The sequence below is a fragment of the Archangium violaceum genome (assembly GCF_016859125.1).
Taxonomy (GTDB): domain Bacteria; phylum Myxococcota; class Myxococcia; order Myxococcales; family Myxococcaceae; genus Archangium; species Archangium violaceum_A.
In genome coordinates this window covers 1,781,138-1,798,173 of record NZ_CP069338.1, presented here as the reverse complement: position 1 = coordinate 1,798,173, position 17,036 = coordinate 1,781,138, and the positions used below count along the sequence as shown (strand labels likewise).

The following is a 17,036-nucleotide window of genomic DNA, read 5'->3' as shown; positions in this document are numbered from 1 at the left end:
GTATGTGTGTTTCGTAATCGCTGATCATTCTCGATATTCGAATTTTATAGGTCTTCATGATTTTCGTCTGGTTTTGGTCTATGAATGCCGAGGCGTTTGGGGGGCGCCGGACCACGGAGGTCGTGCATGAAGACATTTGGGATGTTCCTGGGGATCGCGGTATTCGCCGCGGCGTGTGGAGGACCCGCGTCGGAGGAGGCACCAGACCAGCCGCAGGTGCAGCCCGCGCCGGGGGAAGCACAAGACGTGGCGCAAGACCCGCCGCAGGTGCAGCCGGCGCAGCGGGTGCCAGTGTCATTCTTCATCCAGACACCGAGCAATGATTGGTGGATGGAGACCCGCGTGACGGCGGATCCGGCTCCAGGGCGGGTCGAGGTGTCGGTGAATGGTGGTGCCTGGACCGAGATGAACCCCGCCGCCTGGGATGCGAACGTGTGGACGCGCTCTCAGGGGTTTGGCGGCTCGCGTGTGCGGGTGCGCGCGGTGAACAGCGGCGGTACGGCCACCTCGTGCGAGGTGTCCTATCAGCCCGGGATCACGCTGCCGCTGTGCGCGGCGGACGGTGTGTACGCAACGGACATCGGCACGGACGCGGGCACGGACGCAGGAGTGGATGCCGGCACCGGCACCGACGCGGGAGTGGACGCGGGCACGGACGCGGGAGTGGACGCGGGCACGGATGCCGGCACCGGCACCGACGCGGGGACTCCGGGCGGGGCCGCGGGCTACCTGCATACGCAGGGCGCGCGCATCTACGCGTCCAATGGACAGGAGGTGCGGCTCACGGGCGTGAACTGGTTCGGCTTCGAGGGTCCTTCACGCGTGCCCTATGGCCTGCACACGCGCACGCTGGGGAGCCTGCTCGATCAGGTGAAGTCGCTTGGCTACAACATGCTGCGCCTGCCCTTCAGCAACGACATCCTGCGCCCGGGCGTGTACCCGAACCCGTTGGACATCAGCTACACGATCAACCCCGAGCTGCGTGGGCTCACCTCGCTCGAGGTGATGGACCGCGTCATCGCCGCGGCGAAGGCGCGCGGGCTGCGCGTCGTGCTCGACCGCCACCGCCCGGACTCCAACAGTCAGTCGGAGCTCTGGTACCGCAACAGCCGCGCCACGGAGGAGCAGGCGTGGATCGACGACTGGAAGATGCTCGCGCGCCGTTACAAGGGCGATCCCACCGTGGTGGGCATGGACCTGCACAACGAGCCGCACGGCCGTGCCACGTGGGGTGATGGCAACCTCGATACGGACTGGAGGCTCGCCGCCGAGCGTGCGGGCAACGCCATCCTCGCCGAGAACCCGGACCTGCTCATCATCGTGGAGGGCATCGAGATCTACCAGGGCAACTGGTACTGGTGGGGCGGCAACCTGCGGGGTGCGCGCGACTACCCGGTGCGGCTGAACGTGGCGGGGCGCGTGGTGTACTCGACGCACGACTACCCGGAGAGCGTCTACGGGCAGCCCTGGTTCCAGAACAAGCCGGCCACCGGCTACCCGGCCAACCTGCCAGGCGTGTGGGATGCCACCTGGGGCTTCCTCGTGAAGGAGAACCGTGCTCCGGTCTTCGTGGGTGAGTTCGGCACGAAGCTGCAGATCGACTCCGACCGCCAGTGGCTCCAGACGCTCTCGAGCTATCTCAAGGGCAACGGGATGAGCTTCTCCGTCTGGTCGCTCAATCCCAACTCCGATGATACCGGGGGCGTGCTCCAGGATGACTGGACGACGGTACAGCAGGCGAAGCAGACGCTGATCGCGCCCGCGCTCGCCCCGCTCATCCCGTAGCGGTTGGCGGAAGGGGAGCCCCCGTGCATGTCGCGGGGGCTCCATTGGATTTCGACCGAATCGTGACACTGCGCATGCGCCTGGATGGGCAACCGTCCGCCCCCCAGGCGTAAGGGAGAACACATGCGTAGATGGATGGTTCCGGTCACCGGTGCTCTGGCCGCGTGCTTCTTGCTCGCAGCGGGGTGTGGGCAGGAGGAATTTGGCGGAAATGATACGGAGTCCGGCTTCTTCCTCGGGGGTCAGGAGCTGACGGGCGCGCAGAGCACGTCGTTCCAGGACGGGGTGTCTCCGTCTTCGAGCTACGCGGGCACCCGCGACTCGATGATCGAGGAGGAGGACTCCGACGACAACCACGGCGGCGACACCAGCATCTCGGCGAGCGGCGACACGCCCGCGGGGAGCGGCAACGAGAACTACATCCTGCTGCAGTGGGACGTGTCGAGCATCCCCGCGAACGCGATCGTCCGCTCCGCGTCGATCGTCGTCACGGTGTCCGACAAGGCGGATCAGACCTACGACTTCTACGAGCTGACGCGCGCGTGGACCGAGAGCCAGGTCACGTGGGAGCGGGCGGACAGCAGCCACGACTGGGCCTCGAATGGCGCGGATGGCAGTGGCGACCGGGACACGACCTCGCTGGGCTCCATCCGGGCCTCCTCGACGGGGACGTACACCGTGACGCTGAACGCGAGGGGACTCGAGGTGGTGCAGAAGTGGGTGACCACGCCCTCCAGCAACCACGGGGTCATCATCGCCAACAAGGACAACGACAACCGGCTGGAGATCCGCTCCAGTGAGTACTCGACCCGGTCCTCCCGCCCGAAGCTGACCGTGACCTGGGACATGCCCGGTGGCGGCACGGATGCGGGCACGGGCGGCGGTGACGCCGGTACTCCTCCTGCTCCGGTCTCGGGGACGTACAAGGGGACCTGCGACGGCTCCGGCGGGGTGTGGATCGACTCCACCCACTTCTTGAACTTCAACGACGAGTCCCAGTCCGCGCGCATCTTCACCCGGGGCACGAGTGCCGCGTCGGTCCAGAGCAAGGACCTGAGCAGCGCGCTGGGCCTCTCGTCCTCGGACGAGGCGGACTTCGAGGACGCCGCTCGCGTGGGCAACCGCATCTACGTGACTGGCTCCCAGGCGCGGAACAAGAACGGGGAGCTGGAGACCTCGCGCTACAAGTTCTTCGCCATCGACATTTCGGGCACGGTGCCCGCTGTCTCGCTCCAGGTCGCGGGGACCTATTCGAACCTGCTGAAGGACATGCTGGACGCGTCCAACTGGCTCGACGCGAACACCTCGGTCATCTCGCTGCTGAATGAGCGCTCGCGGCTGTCGGAGGACACGGTGGCGGAGCTGGCGCCGAAGTTGAGTGGAACCAACGTCGAGGGGCTGGCGGCGCTGCCCACCGGCGGTCTGGTGATTGGCTTCCGCAACCCCCAGTCCGGTTCGAGTGCGCTGATGGTCACGCTGACCAACCCGGACGCGGTGATCTCGGGTGCCAGGGCGAAGTTCGGCCGGGCCATCCTGGTGAACCTGGGTGGGTACGGCATCCGGGGCATGGCGTGGTCGGAGGCCCATCAGGCGGTGCTGATCCTCAGTGGTCCGCATGACGAGAGCAGCGGGCCGTTCGCGCTCTGGAAATGGAGCGGCGACGCGAGCAGCGCGCCGGTGAAGGTGCGGGAGCTGACCGCGCCATCGAACTCCGCTCCGGAGGTGGTCATCCCGTATCCCGGCTCGAAGGACGTGCAGGTCGTGTTCGACATGGGCTCGAACCTGATCAACGGGACGTCCTGCAAGGACGTGTCGTCCTCCAGCCAGTACTTCAGCGACGTGCTCGTTCACGTGGACTGAGCGAGGGGATGCTCAACTCGGGGCGGTGAGGCGGTCCAGCACCAGCCCCAGGAAGTCGCTCTCGCCGCGGAAGGCCCATCCCAGGTGGGTCTTGCACGCGGCGCACAGGGCGATCCGCCAGACGAAGCCCGGGAACCAGCTCGCCTCCGCGGTGGGAGGACCGATGGCGAGGCAGCCCTCGGCCCGGGCGAAGCAGCCGAAGTGGAAGACGAACCCGGACGGGTTGACGCGGGTGTGGGCGTGGCGGCCGTTGACCGTGGTGCGGTCCCGCTCACGCGTGATGACGTGGCCGCAGCGCACGCAGCACAGCGGCGTCTCCGGGGCCCGGGACTCGGTCTCCTCCTCGGATTGACGGGCGGGCGTGGCCTCGGCGGGGGCGGCGGGAGTGCCCTTGAGCCGCCGCGCTCCCGGGACCGGCCATGTTCCTGGGCTTCGATTCATGGCGCGTGGGTCTCTCCTCGCATGCTCTTGCCCATGTGCGTGGCCGGATGCAAGGCCGCTCCCTCGTGGTATGTCCGCCGTGCGAGTGGGAGGACGATCGCTTGGCGGAAAACGTTCACGTGCCCCTGGAGGTCTCCGGCGTCACCAAGGTGTACCCCGGTGGCATCCAGGCGCTCGACCAGGTCAGCTTCCGGATCGCTCCGGGTGAGCGGGCCTGTCTGCTCGGCCCCAACGGCGCGGGGAAGACGACCCTCATCCGCCTTCTCACCGGTGCGCTCCGGCCCTCGTCGGGACGGGTGAGCCTCTTCGGGCTCGGCGTCGAGGACCCCGACTTCCTCGGGGCCAAGCGGCGCGTGGGCATCGTCCCCCAGTCCCCGGGCATGTACAGGGATCTCACGGTGGACGACTACCTCCAGCTGGTGCGCGACCTGTACGGCAGCGGGAACATCGCCGAGGTGGTGGACGCCTTTGGCCTCGGCTCCTTCCGCGCGCGGCGGATGGCGGAGCTGTCTGGAGGCATGCAGCGCCGGCTGTCCATGGCCGCCGCGCTCGTCTCCTCGCCGGAGGTGCTGTTGCTGGACGAGCCCACGGTGGGCTTGGACCCCGTCGCCACGCGCGAGGTGCATACCTTCCTGCGCAAGGTGATGCCCGGACGCACGGTGCTGCTGTGCACGCACAACCTGGCCGAGGCCGAGGCGCTCTGCGAGAGCGCGATCATCCTCCGCCAGGGCCGGGTGTTGCTGCACGAGCGCATCGCCACCCTGCGCCAGCGCATCCAGCCAGTGCTCGTGCTGCGTGCGGCCCAGGGTCCCGGGCGGTTGATGGAGGCCCTCGTCGCGCAGGGGCTCGTGCCCACGAGCGAGGAGGACGCGGTGCGCGTGCACGTGGCGGACGCGGTGGCCCAGGCGCCGGAGCTGTTGCGCCGGCTGCTCGCCACGGGCCTCGAGGTCTACGAGTGCCGCGTCGTCACGCCGAGCCTCGAGGACCTCTTCCTGGACGTGGTGGGGGCGAACGATGCTCGAGCGTGAGGTTCGCATCCTCTTTGGCAAGGAGTGGCGCCAGTTGCTGCGCAGCCGCGGCGCGATGGTGTCGGCGCTGCTGCTGCCGATGATCCTGCTGGTCATCGTCCCGGGGCTGCAGATGCTCGGGCTGAAGACCGGGATGTCGAAGCCGGTGAACCTCCCGTCCGGGGTGGAGCTTCCCCCGGGGCTCCGGGAGCTCACGCAGGACCCCGTGTCGATGATGCGGGGCATGCTGGTGCCGTTCATCGCGCTCGGCGGGCTCATCGTACCCTCGGTGACGGCCAGCTACATCCTCATCACCGAGCGCGAGTCGCGCACGCTCGAGCTGCTGGTGGCGCTCCCGGTGCGCGTGGGACAGATATTGCTCGCCAAGCTGCTGGCCCTGCTCGCGCTGGCCTCGTCCGTCACGCTGGTGCTCTTCTCCATCGACGCGGTGCTCATCCTCGTGTTGGGCATCGGCTCGCCCGGTTTCGTGTTGGTGCTCCTGGCGTTGCTGCTCTCGGCGATGACCTACTCCACCACCACCGCGCTGCTCGTCAGCCTGCTCGCGCGCGACTTCCGCACGTCCAACAACATCAACGGGCTGCTGCTCGGTCCGGTCATCCTCGTGTGCTTCGGCGTCATGCTGGCGGTACCGAACCCCGTCCTATCCGCGCTGCTTCTCGCGGTGTTGTTCGCGGTGGGCGCGGTGGTGGCCACCTTCGTGGCGTTGAAGGTCATCACCTTCGAGCGGCTGCTACGCTGAGCCCCATCCTGGAGACCCATGCTCCCGACCCTCATCACCGACCTGCACCTCGAGCCGCTGGACCTTGCCCTCACCGAGCCCTTCGCCATCGCCACGGGTGCGCCCGACATGGCGAACAACGTGCTGATCCGCCTGAAGCTGGCGGACGGGACGGTGGGCCTGGGCGAGTCGGCACCCCTCACCGCGGTGTCCGGTGAGACGCAGGCCAGCACACTCGCGGCCATTGCCTCCGTCCGCGAGGCGCTGCTCGGGCGGGACGCGCGGAGCTGGCGCCCCATCGCGGCGTGGCTCGGTGAGGCCCTTCCGGGTGCTCCCTCCGCGCGCTGCGGCATCGAGCTGGCGTTGCTGGATGCGCTGGGCCGCCACTACCGGATGCCGCTGTTCGCCTTCTTCGGAGGGGCGGGCACCGGGCTGGACATCGACATGACGGTGACGGCGGGTGACGAGGCGCACGCGGCCTCCTCGGCCCGGGCCATCGTCGCGCGGGGTATCCGTACCCTCAAGGTGAAGGTGGGCGCGCGCTCGCCGGAGGAGGATGTGCGGCGCATGGTGGCTGTTCGCCGGGAGGCGCCCGGGGCCCGGCTGTTCGCGGACGCCAACGGGGGCTACACCGTGGCGCAGGCGCGGACCTTCCTCGCGGGGCTGGAGGCGGCGGGCATCCCCCTGGCGCTCTTCGAGCAGCCCGTGCCTCGCGAGGACTGGGAGGGCATGGCCGAGCTGACCCGCTCGTCCCGGGTGCCCGTCTGCGCGGACGAGTCGGCCCGCACGGTGAAGGACGTGGTGCGTCTGGTGCGCGAGGGCGGCGCGCACGGTATCAACCTCAAGCTGATGAAGAGCGGCGTGGTGGAGTCGCTGGCCATGTGGAACCTGGCGCGCGCCCACGGGTTGGAGCTGATGATGGGCGGCATGGTGGAGAGCACGCTGGCCATGAGCAGCGCGGCGCACTTCGCGGCCGGGCTGGGCGGCTTCGACTACGCGGACCTGGACACGCACCTCTTCATCCGGGAGCACTCCTTCCGCGGTGGCCTGCGGATGCAGGACGGGCGGGTTGACATCGGGCATGTCCAGGCGGGCCACGGGGTGGACCTCGGCTGAGCGTGCTGGGCGCTTCGGGCCTGCTGTGCCATGGTGGTGCGCACCCGCGGTGAATGTCGGCGGGGGAGGCACCACACATGATGGACGCACTGGTGGTGGGAGCGGGCCCGACGGGCCTGACGATGGCCGCGGAGCTGGCACGGTATGGCCTGCGTTGCCGCGTCGTGGATCAACTCGAGAAGCCCTCGATGCTGTCGCGTGCGCTGGCGGTGCAGGCCCGCACGCTCGAGGTCTTCGACGACTTCGGCATCGCCGACCAGGCCGTCTCACGGGGGCGCAGGGCCGAGGGCTTCAACATGGTGGGAGCCGGAGGCGTGCACACGCGCGTCCCCATGCAGGCCTTCTCCTGGTTGGAGACGCGCTTCCCCTACATCCTCATGCTCCCGCAGGACGCGACCGAGGCGCTGCTCACCGGGTATCTCGGCACGTTCGGCGTGGCGGTGGAGCGGGGTCTGGCGTTGGAGGACTTCCGGCAGGACGCGAAGGGTGTGGAGGTCACGCTGAAGCGCGCGGATGGCGGGGTGGAGCGGGTGTCGGCGCGCTGGCTGATCGGGTGCGATGGCGCGCGCAGCCGGGTGCGCAAGTTGACGGGCATCCCCTTCGAGGGCGAGACGTATGAGGACGCGTGCGTGCTGGCGGACGTGCGCGTGGAGTGGCCGCTCGGGCAGGGCGAGCTGTGCATCATTCCGTCCATGCACGGCGTGGTGGGGGCCTTCCCGATGCCGGGGGAGAACCGCTACCGGCTGTTCGCCATCATGCCCAGGGACATGCTCCCGGAAGGTGACGAGACGACGCCCCTCTCGCTGGAGGAGATGCAGGCGATAGTGGACCGCATGGTGCCCGTGCCGGTGCGGGTGAGCGAGCCGCGCTGGCTCACGCGCTACCGGCTGCACCGCCGGGGTGTGCCGCGCTACCGCGAGGGCCGCGTGTTCCTCGCCGGGGATGCCGCGCACATCCACAGCCCCGCGGGCGGGCAGGGGATGAACACGGGCATCCAGGACGCCTACAACCTCGCGTGGAAGCTGGCGCTCGTCACCCGGGGACATTCGCCGGAGTCGCTGCTCGACACCTACCAGCAGGAGCGGCACCCGGTGGGGCAGACGTTGCTGGCGGGAACGGATCGGATCTTCGGAATCATGGCGCGAGGAGGGCGCACCTCACGGCTGCTGCGCGCGTACGTGGTGCCGCGCCTCGCTCGAGGCTTGTTGGGTAACACCTTCGCCCAGCGCCGGCTGTCCCGCTTCGTCTCGCAGCTCGCCATCCACTACCGGAACAGCTCGCTCTCCACCGAGCGCCTCTGGGGTGAGGAGGCCGGAGGCGTGCGGATGAAGGAGGGCCCCGCGCCCGGGGAGCGCGTACCGGAGTTGCCGGTGACGGGCGAGGGCGTGACGCGTCTGCACGAGGTTCTGCGCGGGCCCCACTACACATTGCTGCTGTTCACCGGACTGGCGCCCGAGGCGCGGGTGAGGAGCGACCTGGTGGCGCTCGCTCACCGGCTCGAGGCGGCGTACGGGTCGTTGTTGAGGGCGCGCGTGGTGGTGGCGGGAGAGGGGATGCCGGCCCCCTTCGTGCTGGCCGACGAGGGAGGCGCCCTGCATCGCCGCTTTGGCGCTGGAGCGGAGTGCTTCTACCTGGTCCGGCCGGATGGGTATGTGGGGCACCGCGAGAGGCCCATCGAACCGAAGCGGCTCGAAGCGGAGCTCACGCGGCGCCTGGGGTCGCCGGGGACGAACGACGAGAAGCGCGTCGCGGGGTGAGCCCGCGTCTCAGTCTCCGGCGAGGGCGAACTGCCAGTGTCCGTTGGACAGGATGCCGAGGCGCAGGCCCAGGTAGCCCGTCCCCGCCTGGCGCATCTGGGCGAGCTGCTCGGGCGGGTACACCGCCTCGACGGCCTTCCAGTCCGCGTCTGTCGCGTTCTCGCGATGCACGGACGGCCAGACGTAGAGGTCGCCGAGTCTGGCGTAGGGGAGGTTGAGCAGCTTCACCATTTGAGCGAGCACCGGCTGTCCGCGGCTCGTCTCGAGCTCGTGCCAGTAGCCGGCCACGTCCGTCACGTCACCGAAGCTGGCCTTGAAGGCCATGCCCTTCTCGCGGGTGAGGGCGGCGAGGCCTTCGTAGTCGCAGGCCACGGCGGCGGCCATGATGCGACGGCGCATCGAGTCGACCGCTTCGGGCACGGGCGGCTGGGTGGGCTTCGGCTCGGGGCTGAGGTCGCTCGCCGAGCAGCGAGCGGTGGGCGCTCCTTGGGTTCCGGCATCCGTCCGCGCGGTAGCGGAGGTCCCCGCGTCCGGAGTGGCGGAGCCCGCGTCAGGGATGGCGGCCTCCGTGCCGCGAGAGGTCACGGGCTCACCGGCATCCACCGGAGTCGTGGGAGCGGTGGTGGGTTTCGTACACGACAGCAGCAGTGAGCAGACGAGAGGGACGAGCCTTTTCATGTCGGGCCCCTTTGTAGACCATGGGCGGGGCCCGAGGCACATCAACCCTGGGCTCCCTCAACCCTGGGCTCCCTCGCGCACCGCCTCATGCCCGGTTGGAGATGCCTTGCCCGCCTTGCCACCCAGCAGCGTGCGCCATGCGGTGGCCAGCAGGATGATGGTGCCGCCCACGAGCGCCCAGGGGCCGGGCCGCTCTCCGGCGAAGAGGAAGGCCCACACGGGGTTGAGCACCGGCTCGAGCAGGATGAGGAGCGAGGCCTCCACCGCGGGCGTCTCGCGCAGGCCGCGCTGGAAGAGGGAGTAGGCCATGCCGAGCTGGAACACGCCGAGGAAGACGAGCAGCCCGATGTCGACTGGGGTGGGCTTGGGGCCATCGAGCGCGGGCAGCAGGACGCTGACGCCGGCGATGAGGTTGCCCCACACGAGCACCGAGGAGCCCTCGTCGCCCACGGCGCGCAGCCCGAGGATGCATAGGGCGAAGGCGAGGCCCGAGCCCAGCGCGATCACGTTGCCCCAGAACTGCCCGGGGTTGAGCTGATCGAGGAAGAAGAGGCTCAACCCGAGCAGGAACACGGGCACGGCGGCCAGCTCACTGCGCGAGGGGCGCTCGCGCAGCAGGAGTGGGGACAGGAGCAGCACGTAGAGCGGCGCGGTGTCCTGCAGGAAGATGGCGTTGGCGGAGGTGGTGAGCTTGTTGGCGATGATGAACGACACCACGGTGGCGGCGTAGGCCACCGACGCCGCGAGCCCTCGCCGGGACGGGAGCCGGCGGCCGGCGGGGATGGCGAGCGCGAGCACCAGGGCCGCGATGAGGGAGCGGCCGGAGGCGAGCTGCCACGCCGACAGGCTGGAGAGCTTCACGGCGGCGCCAGCCGTGGACCAGAGCACGGCGGCGGCGAGGAGGTAGAGACGGGAGCGGAGCATGGGACGCGCGCGGTGGACTCATATGCCGCTCACCGGGGGAATGCCACCGTGGCGCGGTTACATGCAGATGGAGCGGCTAGGCACCCAGGAAGCGCCGGTACCGGGCCTCGACGGCCATGTAGACGGCGTAGGCGACGAGGCCCGCGGCGGTCAGCCCCAGCAGCACCGCTCCGTAGGGCTGGGACGCGAGCGACTCGAGGGCTCCATCCAGCCCGTGGGCCCGCCGGGGATTGGCGGTGAGTGCCGCCTGGACGAGGAACAGGCCCATCAGCACGAAGACCAGGCCGCGAGCGAGGATGCCCAGCTTGGAGATGCGCACGGCCCACTCGGCCTGTTGGGGGCGCAGCTCGTCCAGCCGGAGCTTCCTGCGGAACTTCTCCTTCCACGCCTTGTAGATCTGCCAGCCGCCCATGCCGGCGATGACGAGCCCCACGACGGCGACCAGGGCCTGCCCGAAGGGTTTCTCCATCAACCGGGCCGTCCACGACTGAGCACTCTGGTCCCCATGTGAGCCGGCGCCTCCGGTGCCGAGCACCAACCGGAAGGCGGCCACCGCGAGCGCGCTGTAGATGCCGGCGCTGATGAGATAGCCGGCTCGCACGACGAGCCCCTTGGCACCGGTGCCCTTGCCGTCCGGGTCCATCCAGGCCTGCACCACGCGCCAGAGGACGTAGCCCACCAGGCCCACCGCCACCACCGCGAGCAGGGCCTTGCCCCAGGTGCCCTGGGCCAGCGTGGCCAGAGCCCCGTGGGTATCGGTCGTCTTTCCGCCAGAGCCGATGGCGACCTGGAGCGCGAGCACGCCAATCACCGCGTACACCACGCCCTTGGCCAGATAGCCCAGGCGGGCCAGCCGTTCCGTCCAGGGGTTGTGCATCGTCTCCGCCCCGAGCCTGTCTCCCTGCCGCTTCAACTCCGACGCCTTCCGGCCGATGTCGTTCGTCATGGACCCCTCCCTTCGTACCGCGGGGCCGGAGCCATTGTCCGGCAGTGCGGTGCGTTTCGCGGAAGGTAGGCACACGCGGCGGCGCGTTTCAGGGAGCGCCTGCCCGGCCGCATGGTCCCCGGGCCATGCGTCAGGGGTTGCTACGGAGTGGCGCCGAACGCGAAGCGGCTGAGCACCGGGTAGTGGTCCGTGGTGGTGCTCTTGTACGAGGGGATGGGGATGTCGAGGTCCGGGCGCAGGACGCGGGTCGAGCTGCTCACGTGGTTCGTCCGCAGCTCGTCGCTGATGAGCTGGTGGTCGATGAAGTCCGCGTAGCTCACCGTGCTGCGCTGGCCCGCGAGCGACAAGGGCTGGGTGACGAAGGTGTAGTGCGCCGGGTCATCCAGGAAGTTCTGGAAGGGGGTCGGCAGGAAGGCGCCGTTCGAGGCGACGATGGACTGGTCCACATCATCGTTCCAGTCGCCGAGCACGATGAACGGCGTGTTCGGCAGCTGCGTCTCCAGGTAGCTCTCGAGCACCAGGGCCGCGTTCTGGCGACGGTAGTAGGAGCTCGTGCCGGACTCCGTCTGGGCCTTCATGTGCAGCACGATGGCCACCAGGTCCACGCTCACTCCGTTCTGCGTGATGCGCAGGTCCACGCGCAGCGGCGGCCGTCCGGCGAAGTAGTAGTCGTTCGAGGTCAGGATGACCTGCGCGGCCCGCACGCTGACCACGTCCGGGCGGAAGAGGATGCCGACCTTCTGCTCGTCGTCCGAGTAGAAGTAGGAGCCGTTCGGGACGCGCGAGTCGTCATTGGCCATGAAGCCGTCGTAGCCGAGCGACTGCTTGAGCGCGTTGAACTCCGTGGCGTCCACCAGCTCCTGCAGGCCCCAGAAGTCGGCACCGGCGCTGAGCATGACCCTCCGCACGTTGTCGAGCTGCAATGCATCGTCCGAGGGGCTTCGGGTCGGGTCGCCGAACCACGCCAGGTTCCAGTTCCCCACGTTGAAGCCCTGCTGTCCCGCTGGGTGGACACTCAGGCTGAGGGTCCTCGACGCCTGTGCCCCATGCACGTCCTGCGCGCGCACGGCGGGGGCGTAGGTGCCCGACGCCTCCGGAATGCCCGTGAGCCGGCCGTCCTCGTTCAGGGAGAGTCCCGCGGGCAGAGTCCCGCCCACCATGGCCCAGCGCATGGGCCCCTTGCCACCATTGACCTCGAGCTGGGCTTCGTACGGCGCGCCCACGGTGGCGGAGGCGAGCAGGGTGGTGCTGACGGTCGGCGCGGAGTGGACGAGCAGCCGGTACGTCCGCGTGGCCACGGCGCCCTCGGTGTCCCTCACCTGCACCGTGAAGGTGTACTGGCCCGGCGCCTCGGCTGGGCCCCGCAGCAGGCCGTCGTTCATGTAGAAGGTGAAGCCGGGCGGTAGCTTCTCCAGCGAGTGCCGCAGCGGCGGGGTACCCCCGGTGGCACCGAGGCTCACCTCGTAGGGTACGCCCTCCGTGGTCTCCAGCAGCTCCAGGTCGGGCAACCGGAGCGCTTCGGGCTCGGGTGTCGGTGAGCCGTTGCAGGCGGCGACGAGTGCGAGGACGGCGAGCGTCCCCAACAGACGGACGGAGGGCATGGGAGGTCGGGCTCGGGGCTACGGCGTCTGCGTCGCGAGGATGCGCTTGAGCTCATCCTTGTCGCTGGAATAGTCGAAGGCCTCGTACAGCTTGAAGCCGTTGTCCAGGTCCAGCAGGCGCGGGCGCAGCATGCGCATGGCCTTCAGCCGGTCGCTGGAGAAGCTGAAGAGGCGGAGAATCTGCTGCGCCTGGGACACCAGGAAGTACTGGGTGGACGTCGCCTCCCCCAGCACGTTGAGCTGGTCATCCGCGAAGGGCTCGTTGCGGATGGCCGTCGTCAGCGAGCGCAGCATGGCGTCGGAGATGGGATGCACCGTGGGCTGCGGCGGCGGGGGCGCGGGGGGGGGGCGCGGAGTCTGCGCCAGCGGGGCGTTCGACACCTGGCGGCCCGTCTCCTTGAGCTCCGCGCGCGCGCCGTCGAGCAGCTTCTGCAGCTGCTTGTCCTTCTTCGCCCGGCCCGTGGCGATGGCGAGCTTCTCGTTGATGCTGGAGAGCTGCTGCATCAGCGCGTCGCGGTCCACCACCACGGGGGTGCCCTGCGTGGGCGGACGGCCCGGGGGGCCGGGGTGGCCGTGGGACGGACGGCCCGGCATGGGCGGGATCAGGGCGGTGGGTTGCGCATCCGCGCTGGTGCCTTGGGCCAGGGCTGGGACCGTCAACAGGGTTACTATGGCAATCAATACCGCTCTCATCCGTCTCTCCAGGGGTGAAGATTGTTTTGCGTGTGGGGCGGGCGTGCAGTCAGATGGAAGGGCATTCGCTCGCCGGATGGGGGGCGCACTATAGCCCCGTTCGGCCGAGCCAGACGGCTCGCACTGTCCGTGACGGAGAGAGAGAGACCAATGGCCGCGAAATGGGACAAGCAGTTGATGGACTTCATCAAGCGCACCGGCGAGGAGCTGAAGCGCACCGGTGATGAGCTCAGGACCGAGGCGCAGAAGCTACTGGTGGAGGTGAAGGATCCCGCCAAGCAGGCCAAGGTGAAGGAGGGCCTGGAGAACCTGCGCACCTGGGCGGTCGCGACCGGCAAGCAGGCGGCGGAGCGCCTGGAGACGGCCGCTCGTCACGTGGAGGAGACCATCGAGAAGACCTTCGACAACCGGGAGGTCCCCACGTCGGCCGAGCCCCAGCCTCCGCCAGCCGCCCCCACCCGCTCCACCGCCCAGACGCCGGAGCCCGAGCCCCAGCCCCGCGCCGCGAAGAAGGCGGCGGCCAGGACGGGCACCCAGAAGTCCATCGGCCGCAAGAAGACGGCGGCCAAGGCCCCCGCGAAGACGCCCGCGAAGAAGGCGGCGGCCAGGACGGGCACCCAGAAGTCCATCGGCCGCAAGAAGCCCGCCCGTCCCACGTCCTGACGGCCATCCATCCGCTCTGGAAACCTCCAGAGGGGGCACATGAGCGGCCCGGAGCCGGCCACCCGGGACGTTGGATCGACCCCCGCCCCATGACATAGTGCGCCCGTGGCCGGCTCGAACCGTGACGAGAAGGGCAGCATCCAGGCAGATATCTCCCAGGACGTCATCGACGCTGCGTTGAAGAGCGTCGAGCGTCGGGCCCAACCCCCACCGGAGGACGAGGGGGTGCCCGAGGGCATGAGGACGTTGGAAGTGGACCTGCCGGAGGGCGGGTTGACCCTGGAGGTGGACGTTCCCGCGTCCGTCTTCGGGGAAGCCGTGTCCGAGGCCGAGGCCGAGTCGGGCGCCAGCGCGCTCCGGGCCGCGCTGCATGAGTCCCATCGCGAGCTGGGCGAGGTGCGCCAGCAGCTGGAGCAGGCGCGCCGTGAGCTGGAGGAGGCTCGCGCGCAGCTCGAGCTCAGCCAGTCCAAGAGCCGCGAGACGATGGAGCGCCTCAAGGAGAGCCACGAGCGGGCCCTGCGCGCCACGGCCGACCTGGAGAACTACAAGAAGCGCGCCCAGAAGGAGAAGGAGGAGATCCAGAAGTTCGGCTCCGAGCGCCTGCTCAAGGACTTCCTCCCGGTGATCGACAACCTGGACCGCGCGATGGAGGCGGCCCAGAAGTCCGCCGACTTCGAGAGCCTGCGCACGGGCGTGGAGATGACGCGCAAGCTCTTCGAGAGCACGTTCGGCAAGCACGGCGTGAAGGGCTTCTCCGCCGTTGGCCAGCCGTTCGACCCGCGCCTGCACGAGGCCATGCAGCAGGTGGAGAGCGCCGAGGTGCCCGCGGGCCACGTCCTCTACGAGGCCGTGCGCGGCTACACGCTCAACGAGCGGCTCATGCGGCCCGCGCTGGTCGTGGTGGCACGCGCGCCGGCGACAACTTCTGACGAACAGACCGGAACCACTCCCAAGGGGAGCGAGTAGGACGCCATGGGCAAGGTGATTGGAATCGATCTGGGGACGACGAACTCGTGTGTCGCCGTCATGGAGGGCGGCGAGCCGGTGGTCATCCCCAATAGCGAGGGTAGCCGCACCACTCCGTCGATGGTGGGCTTCACCGAGTCCGGGGAGCGGCTGGTGGGCCAGATTGCCAAGCGGCAGGCCATCACCAACCCGGAGAACACGGTGTTCGCCGTCAAGCGGCTCATCGGCCGCAAGTTCGACTCGCCCGAGGCCAAGAAGGCCATCAGCGTGAGCCCCTTCCGGGTGGCGCCCAGTCCCAACGGGGACGCCTGGGTGGAGATCCGCGGCAAGGGCTACAGCCCGCCGGAGATCAGCGCCATCGTGCTGATGAAGATGAAGCAGACGGCGGAGGACTACCTCGGCGAGCCCGTCACCGAGGCGGTCATCACCGTCCCCGCCTACTTCAACGACAGCCAGCGCCAGGCCACCAAGGACGCGGGCCGCATCGCCGGCCTCAACGTGCTGCGCATCATCAACGAGCCCACGGCCGCGGCGCTCGCCTACGGCCTGGACAAGGTGGGCAACACCACCGCCGAGCGCATCGCCGTCTACGACCTGGGCGGTGGCACGTTCGATATCTCCATCCTGGAGCTCAGCTCGGGCGTCTTCGAGGTCAAGAGCACCAACGGCGACACCTTCCTCGGCGGTGAGGACTTCGACCAGCGCCTCATCGACTTCCTGGCCAAACGCTTCGCCGAGCAGAACAACGGCCTGGACCTGCGCAAGGACCGCATGGCGCTGCAGCGCCTGAAGGAGGCCGCCGAGCGCGCCAAGCACGAGCTGTCCAGCGCGACGGAGACGGAGGTCAACCTCCCCTTCATCACCGCGGACGCCACGGGCCCCAAGCACCTCACCGAGACGGTCGAGCGCAGCACCTTCGAGGCGCTGGTGGCCGACCTGGTGGAGCGCTCCATCGAGCCGTGCCGCATCGCGCTCAAGGACGCCGGTGTCACCGCGCAGCAGATCCACCAGGTGCTGCTGGTGGGTGGCATGACGCGCATGCCGGCGGTGCAGCAGAAGGTGAAGGAGTTCTTCGGCAAGGAGCCGCACAAGGGCATCAACCCGGACGAGGTCGTCGCCGTGGGCGCGGCCATCCAGGGTGGCGTGCTCAAGGGCGAGGTGAAGGACGTCCTCCTGCTGGACGTGACGCCGCTGTCGCTGGGCGTGGAGACGGCCGGCGGTGTCTTCACGAAGATCATCGACAAGAACACCACCATCCCCTGCAAGAAGGGCCAGGTGTTCTCCACCGCGGTGGACAACCAGCCGCTCGTGTCCGTCCACGTGCTCCAGGGCGAGCGCGAGATGGCGGCGGACAACAAGACGCTGGCCCGCTTCGAGCTGGTGGGCATCCCCCCGGCGCCCCGCGGCGTGCCGCAGATCGAGGTCTCCTTCGACATCGACGCCAACGGCATCGTGCACGTGAGCGCCAAGGACCTGGGCACCGGCAAGGTCCAGCAGGTGCGCGTGGTGGGCAACTCCGGCCTCTCCGAGGCGGAGATCCAGGCGATGATCTCCGACGCCCAGGCCAACCAGTCCAGCGACAAGGTGAAGAAGGAGCTGGCCGAGCTGCGCAACAACTCCGACTCGCTCATCTACACCACCGAGAAGAGCCTGGAGGAGTACGGCAACGTGCTCCAGGAGAAGGACCTCGCGGAGATCAAGGCCGACGTGGACCGGCTCAAGGAACTGCTCAAGGGCTCGGATCCATCCGCCATCAAGGAGGCCTACCAGCAGCTGGAGACGAGCGCCTACCGCATCGCGGACGCCCTCTACGCGGACCAGTCGAAGTCGGGCTCCTGATGTCCGGTACGGGCCTCTTCC

Annotated in this window: 15 protein-coding genes; 9 read left to right on the top strand and 6 right to left on the bottom strand. The window is 69.1% G+C overall.

Annotated features, from left to right (window positions below; translation table 11 throughout):
* The first annotated feature begins 126 nt into the window (after window positions 1-126).
* Together JQX13_RS07580 and JQX13_RS07575 are read left to right on the top strand one after the other, a co-directional pair.
* On the top strand, window positions 127-1,785 hold the full coding sequence (locus JQX13_RS07580) for a glycoside hydrolase family 5 protein (protein ID WP_203408377.1): 1,659 nt from the start codon (window positions 127-129) through the stop codon (window positions 1,783-1,785).
* 123 nt (window positions 1,786-1,908) lie between these two features.
* Window positions 1,909-3,645, top strand: coding sequence for a DUF3616 domain-containing protein (locus JQX13_RS07575; RefSeq protein ID WP_203408376.1), 1,737 nt, complete (start codon window positions 1,909-1,911; stop codon window positions 3,643-3,645).
* Between the two features lie 12 nt (window positions 3,646-3,657).
* Here JQX13_RS07575 and JQX13_RS07570 read toward each other — a convergent pair whose 3' ends face one another.
* Entirely contained in the window at window positions 3,658-4,086 is a 429-nt protein-coding gene (locus tag JQX13_RS07570; RefSeq protein WP_203408375.1) for a cereblon family protein, read from the bottom strand.
* A gap of 101 nt (window positions 4,087-4,187) precedes the next feature.
* On the opposite strand from JQX13_RS07570, the gene JQX13_RS07565 reads away from it, so the two are divergent.
* The 4 genes from JQX13_RS07565 (at window position 4,188) to JQX13_RS07550 (ending at window position 8,705) form a co-directional block, all read left to right on the top strand.
* Entirely contained in the window at window positions 4,188-5,114 is a 927-nt protein-coding gene (locus JQX13_RS07565) for an ABC transporter ATP-binding protein (RefSeq protein WP_203408374.1), read from the top strand.
* Complete coding sequence (locus tag JQX13_RS07560; protein WP_203408373.1) at window positions 5,101-5,853, top strand: ABC transporter permease; 753 nt, start codon at window positions 5,101-5,103, stop codon at window positions 5,851-5,853. The genes JQX13_RS07565 and JQX13_RS07560 overlap by 14 nt, the downstream gene beginning before the upstream one ends.
* A gap of 18 nt (window positions 5,854-5,871) precedes the next feature.
* Window positions 5,872-6,948: a dipeptide epimerase gene (locus JQX13_RS07555; RefSeq protein WP_203408372.1), complete on the top strand. Its 1,077-nt coding sequence runs from the start codon at window positions 5,872-5,874 to the stop codon at window positions 6,946-6,948.
* A 77-nt stretch (window positions 6,949-7,025) separates the two neighbouring features.
* Window positions 7,026-8,705 (top strand): FAD-dependent monooxygenase, encoded by a 1,680-nt coding sequence (locus JQX13_RS07550; RefSeq protein WP_203408371.1) that lies wholly within the window; start codon window positions 7,026-7,028, stop codon window positions 8,703-8,705.
* 9 nt (window positions 8,706-8,714) lie between these two features.
* On the opposite strand, the gene JQX13_RS53780 is transcribed toward JQX13_RS07550, so the two are convergent.
* The 5 genes from JQX13_RS53780 to JQX13_RS07525 all read right to left on the bottom strand — a co-directional run bounded on the left by JQX13_RS53780 (window position 8,715) and on the right by JQX13_RS07525 (window position 13,514).
* Window positions 8,715-9,383, bottom strand: a complete 669-nt coding sequence (locus JQX13_RS53780) for an alpha/beta hydrolase family protein (protein ID WP_239014601.1) — start codon at window positions 9,381-9,383, stop codon at window positions 8,715-8,717.
* 57 nt (window positions 9,384-9,440) lie between these two features.
* On the bottom strand, window positions 9,441-10,307 hold the full coding sequence (locus JQX13_RS07540; protein WP_203408370.1) for a DMT family transporter: 867 nt from the start codon (window positions 10,305-10,307) through the stop codon (window positions 9,441-9,443).
* A 76-nt stretch (window positions 10,308-10,383) separates the two neighbouring features.
* Window positions 10,384-11,253, bottom strand: a complete 870-nt coding sequence (locus JQX13_RS07535) for a DUF1206 domain-containing protein (protein ID WP_203408369.1) — start codon at window positions 11,251-11,253, stop codon at window positions 10,384-10,386.
* Between the two features lie 140 nt (window positions 11,254-11,393).
* A complete protein-coding gene (locus JQX13_RS07530) occupies window positions 11,394-12,854 on the bottom strand; it encodes a putative Ig domain-containing protein (RefSeq protein ID WP_203408368.1) in 1,461 nt (486 codons plus the stop codon).
* 18 nt (window positions 12,855-12,872) lie between these two features.
* The gene (locus JQX13_RS07525; RefSeq protein ID WP_203408367.1) at window positions 12,873-13,514 is read right to left on the bottom strand and encodes a DUF4476 domain-containing protein; all 642 of its coding nucleotides are present in this window, start codon (window positions 13,512-13,514) and stop codon (window positions 12,873-12,875) included.
* Between the two features lie 183 nt (window positions 13,515-13,697).
* On the opposite strand from JQX13_RS07525, the gene JQX13_RS07520 reads away from it, so the two are divergent.
* From JQX13_RS07520 to dnaK, 3 genes are all read left to right on the top strand, one after another.
* Entirely contained in the window at window positions 13,698-14,210 is a 513-nt protein-coding gene (locus tag JQX13_RS07520) for a transcriptional regulator (RefSeq protein ID WP_203408366.1), read from the top strand.
* A 105-nt stretch (window positions 14,211-14,315) separates the two neighbouring features.
* Window positions 14,316-15,176, top strand: a complete 861-nt coding sequence (gene grpE, locus JQX13_RS07515) for a nucleotide exchange factor GrpE (protein ID WP_203408365.1) — start codon at window positions 14,316-14,318, stop codon at window positions 15,174-15,176.
* 6 nt (window positions 15,177-15,182) lie between these two features.
* Entirely contained in the window at window positions 15,183-17,015 is a 1,833-nt protein-coding gene (dnaK, locus tag JQX13_RS07510) for a molecular chaperone DnaK (protein ID WP_203408364.1), read from the top strand.
* Window positions 17,016-17,036: the final 21 nt, after the last annotated feature.

Bases quoted from the DNA above. Each gene is read 5' to 3' on its own strand.
- JQX13_RS07535 (WP_203408369.1), bottom strand. From the start codon at position 11,253: ATGACGAACGACATCGGCCGGAAGGCGTCGGAGTTGAAGCGGCAGGGA.
- JQX13_RS07560 (WP_203408373.1), top strand. From the start codon at position 5,101: ATGCTCGAGCGTGAGGTTCGCATCCTCTTTGGCAAGGAGTGGCGCCAG.
- JQX13_RS07520 (WP_203408366.1), top strand. From the start codon at position 13,698: ATGGCCGCGAAATGGGACAAGCAGTTGATGGACTTCATCAAGCGCACC.
- JQX13_RS07575 (WP_203408376.1), top strand. From the start codon at position 1,909: ATGCGTAGATGGATGGTTCCGGTCACCGGTGCTCTGGCCGCGTGCTTC.
- JQX13_RS07580 (WP_203408377.1), top strand. From the start codon at position 127: ATGAAGACATTTGGGATGTTCCTGGGGATCGCGGTATTCGCCGCGGCG.
- JQX13_RS07540 (WP_203408370.1), bottom strand. From the start codon at position 10,307: ATGCTCCGCTCCCGTCTCTACCTCCTCGCCGCCGCCGTGCTCTGGTCC.
- JQX13_RS07570 (WP_203408375.1), bottom strand. From the start codon at position 4,086: ATGAATCGAAGCCCAGGAACATGGCCGGTCCCGGGAGCGCGGCGGCTC.
- JQX13_RS07555 (WP_203408372.1), top strand. From the start codon at position 5,872: ATGCTCCCGACCCTCATCACCGACCTGCACCTCGAGCCGCTGGACCTT.
- JQX13_RS53780 (WP_239014601.1), bottom strand. From the start codon at position 9,383: ATGAAAAGGCTCGTCCCTCTCGTCTGCTCACTGCTGCTGTCGTGTACG.
- JQX13_RS07530 (WP_203408368.1), bottom strand. From the start codon at position 12,854: ATGCCCTCCGTCCGTCTGTTGGGGACGCTCGCCGTCCTCGCACTCGTC.
- dnaK (WP_203408364.1), top strand. From the start codon at position 15,183: ATGGGCAAGGTGATTGGAATCGATCTGGGGACGACGAACTCGTGTGTC.
- JQX13_RS07550 (WP_203408371.1), top strand. From the start codon at position 7,026: ATGATGGACGCACTGGTGGTGGGAGCGGGCCCGACGGGCCTGACGATG.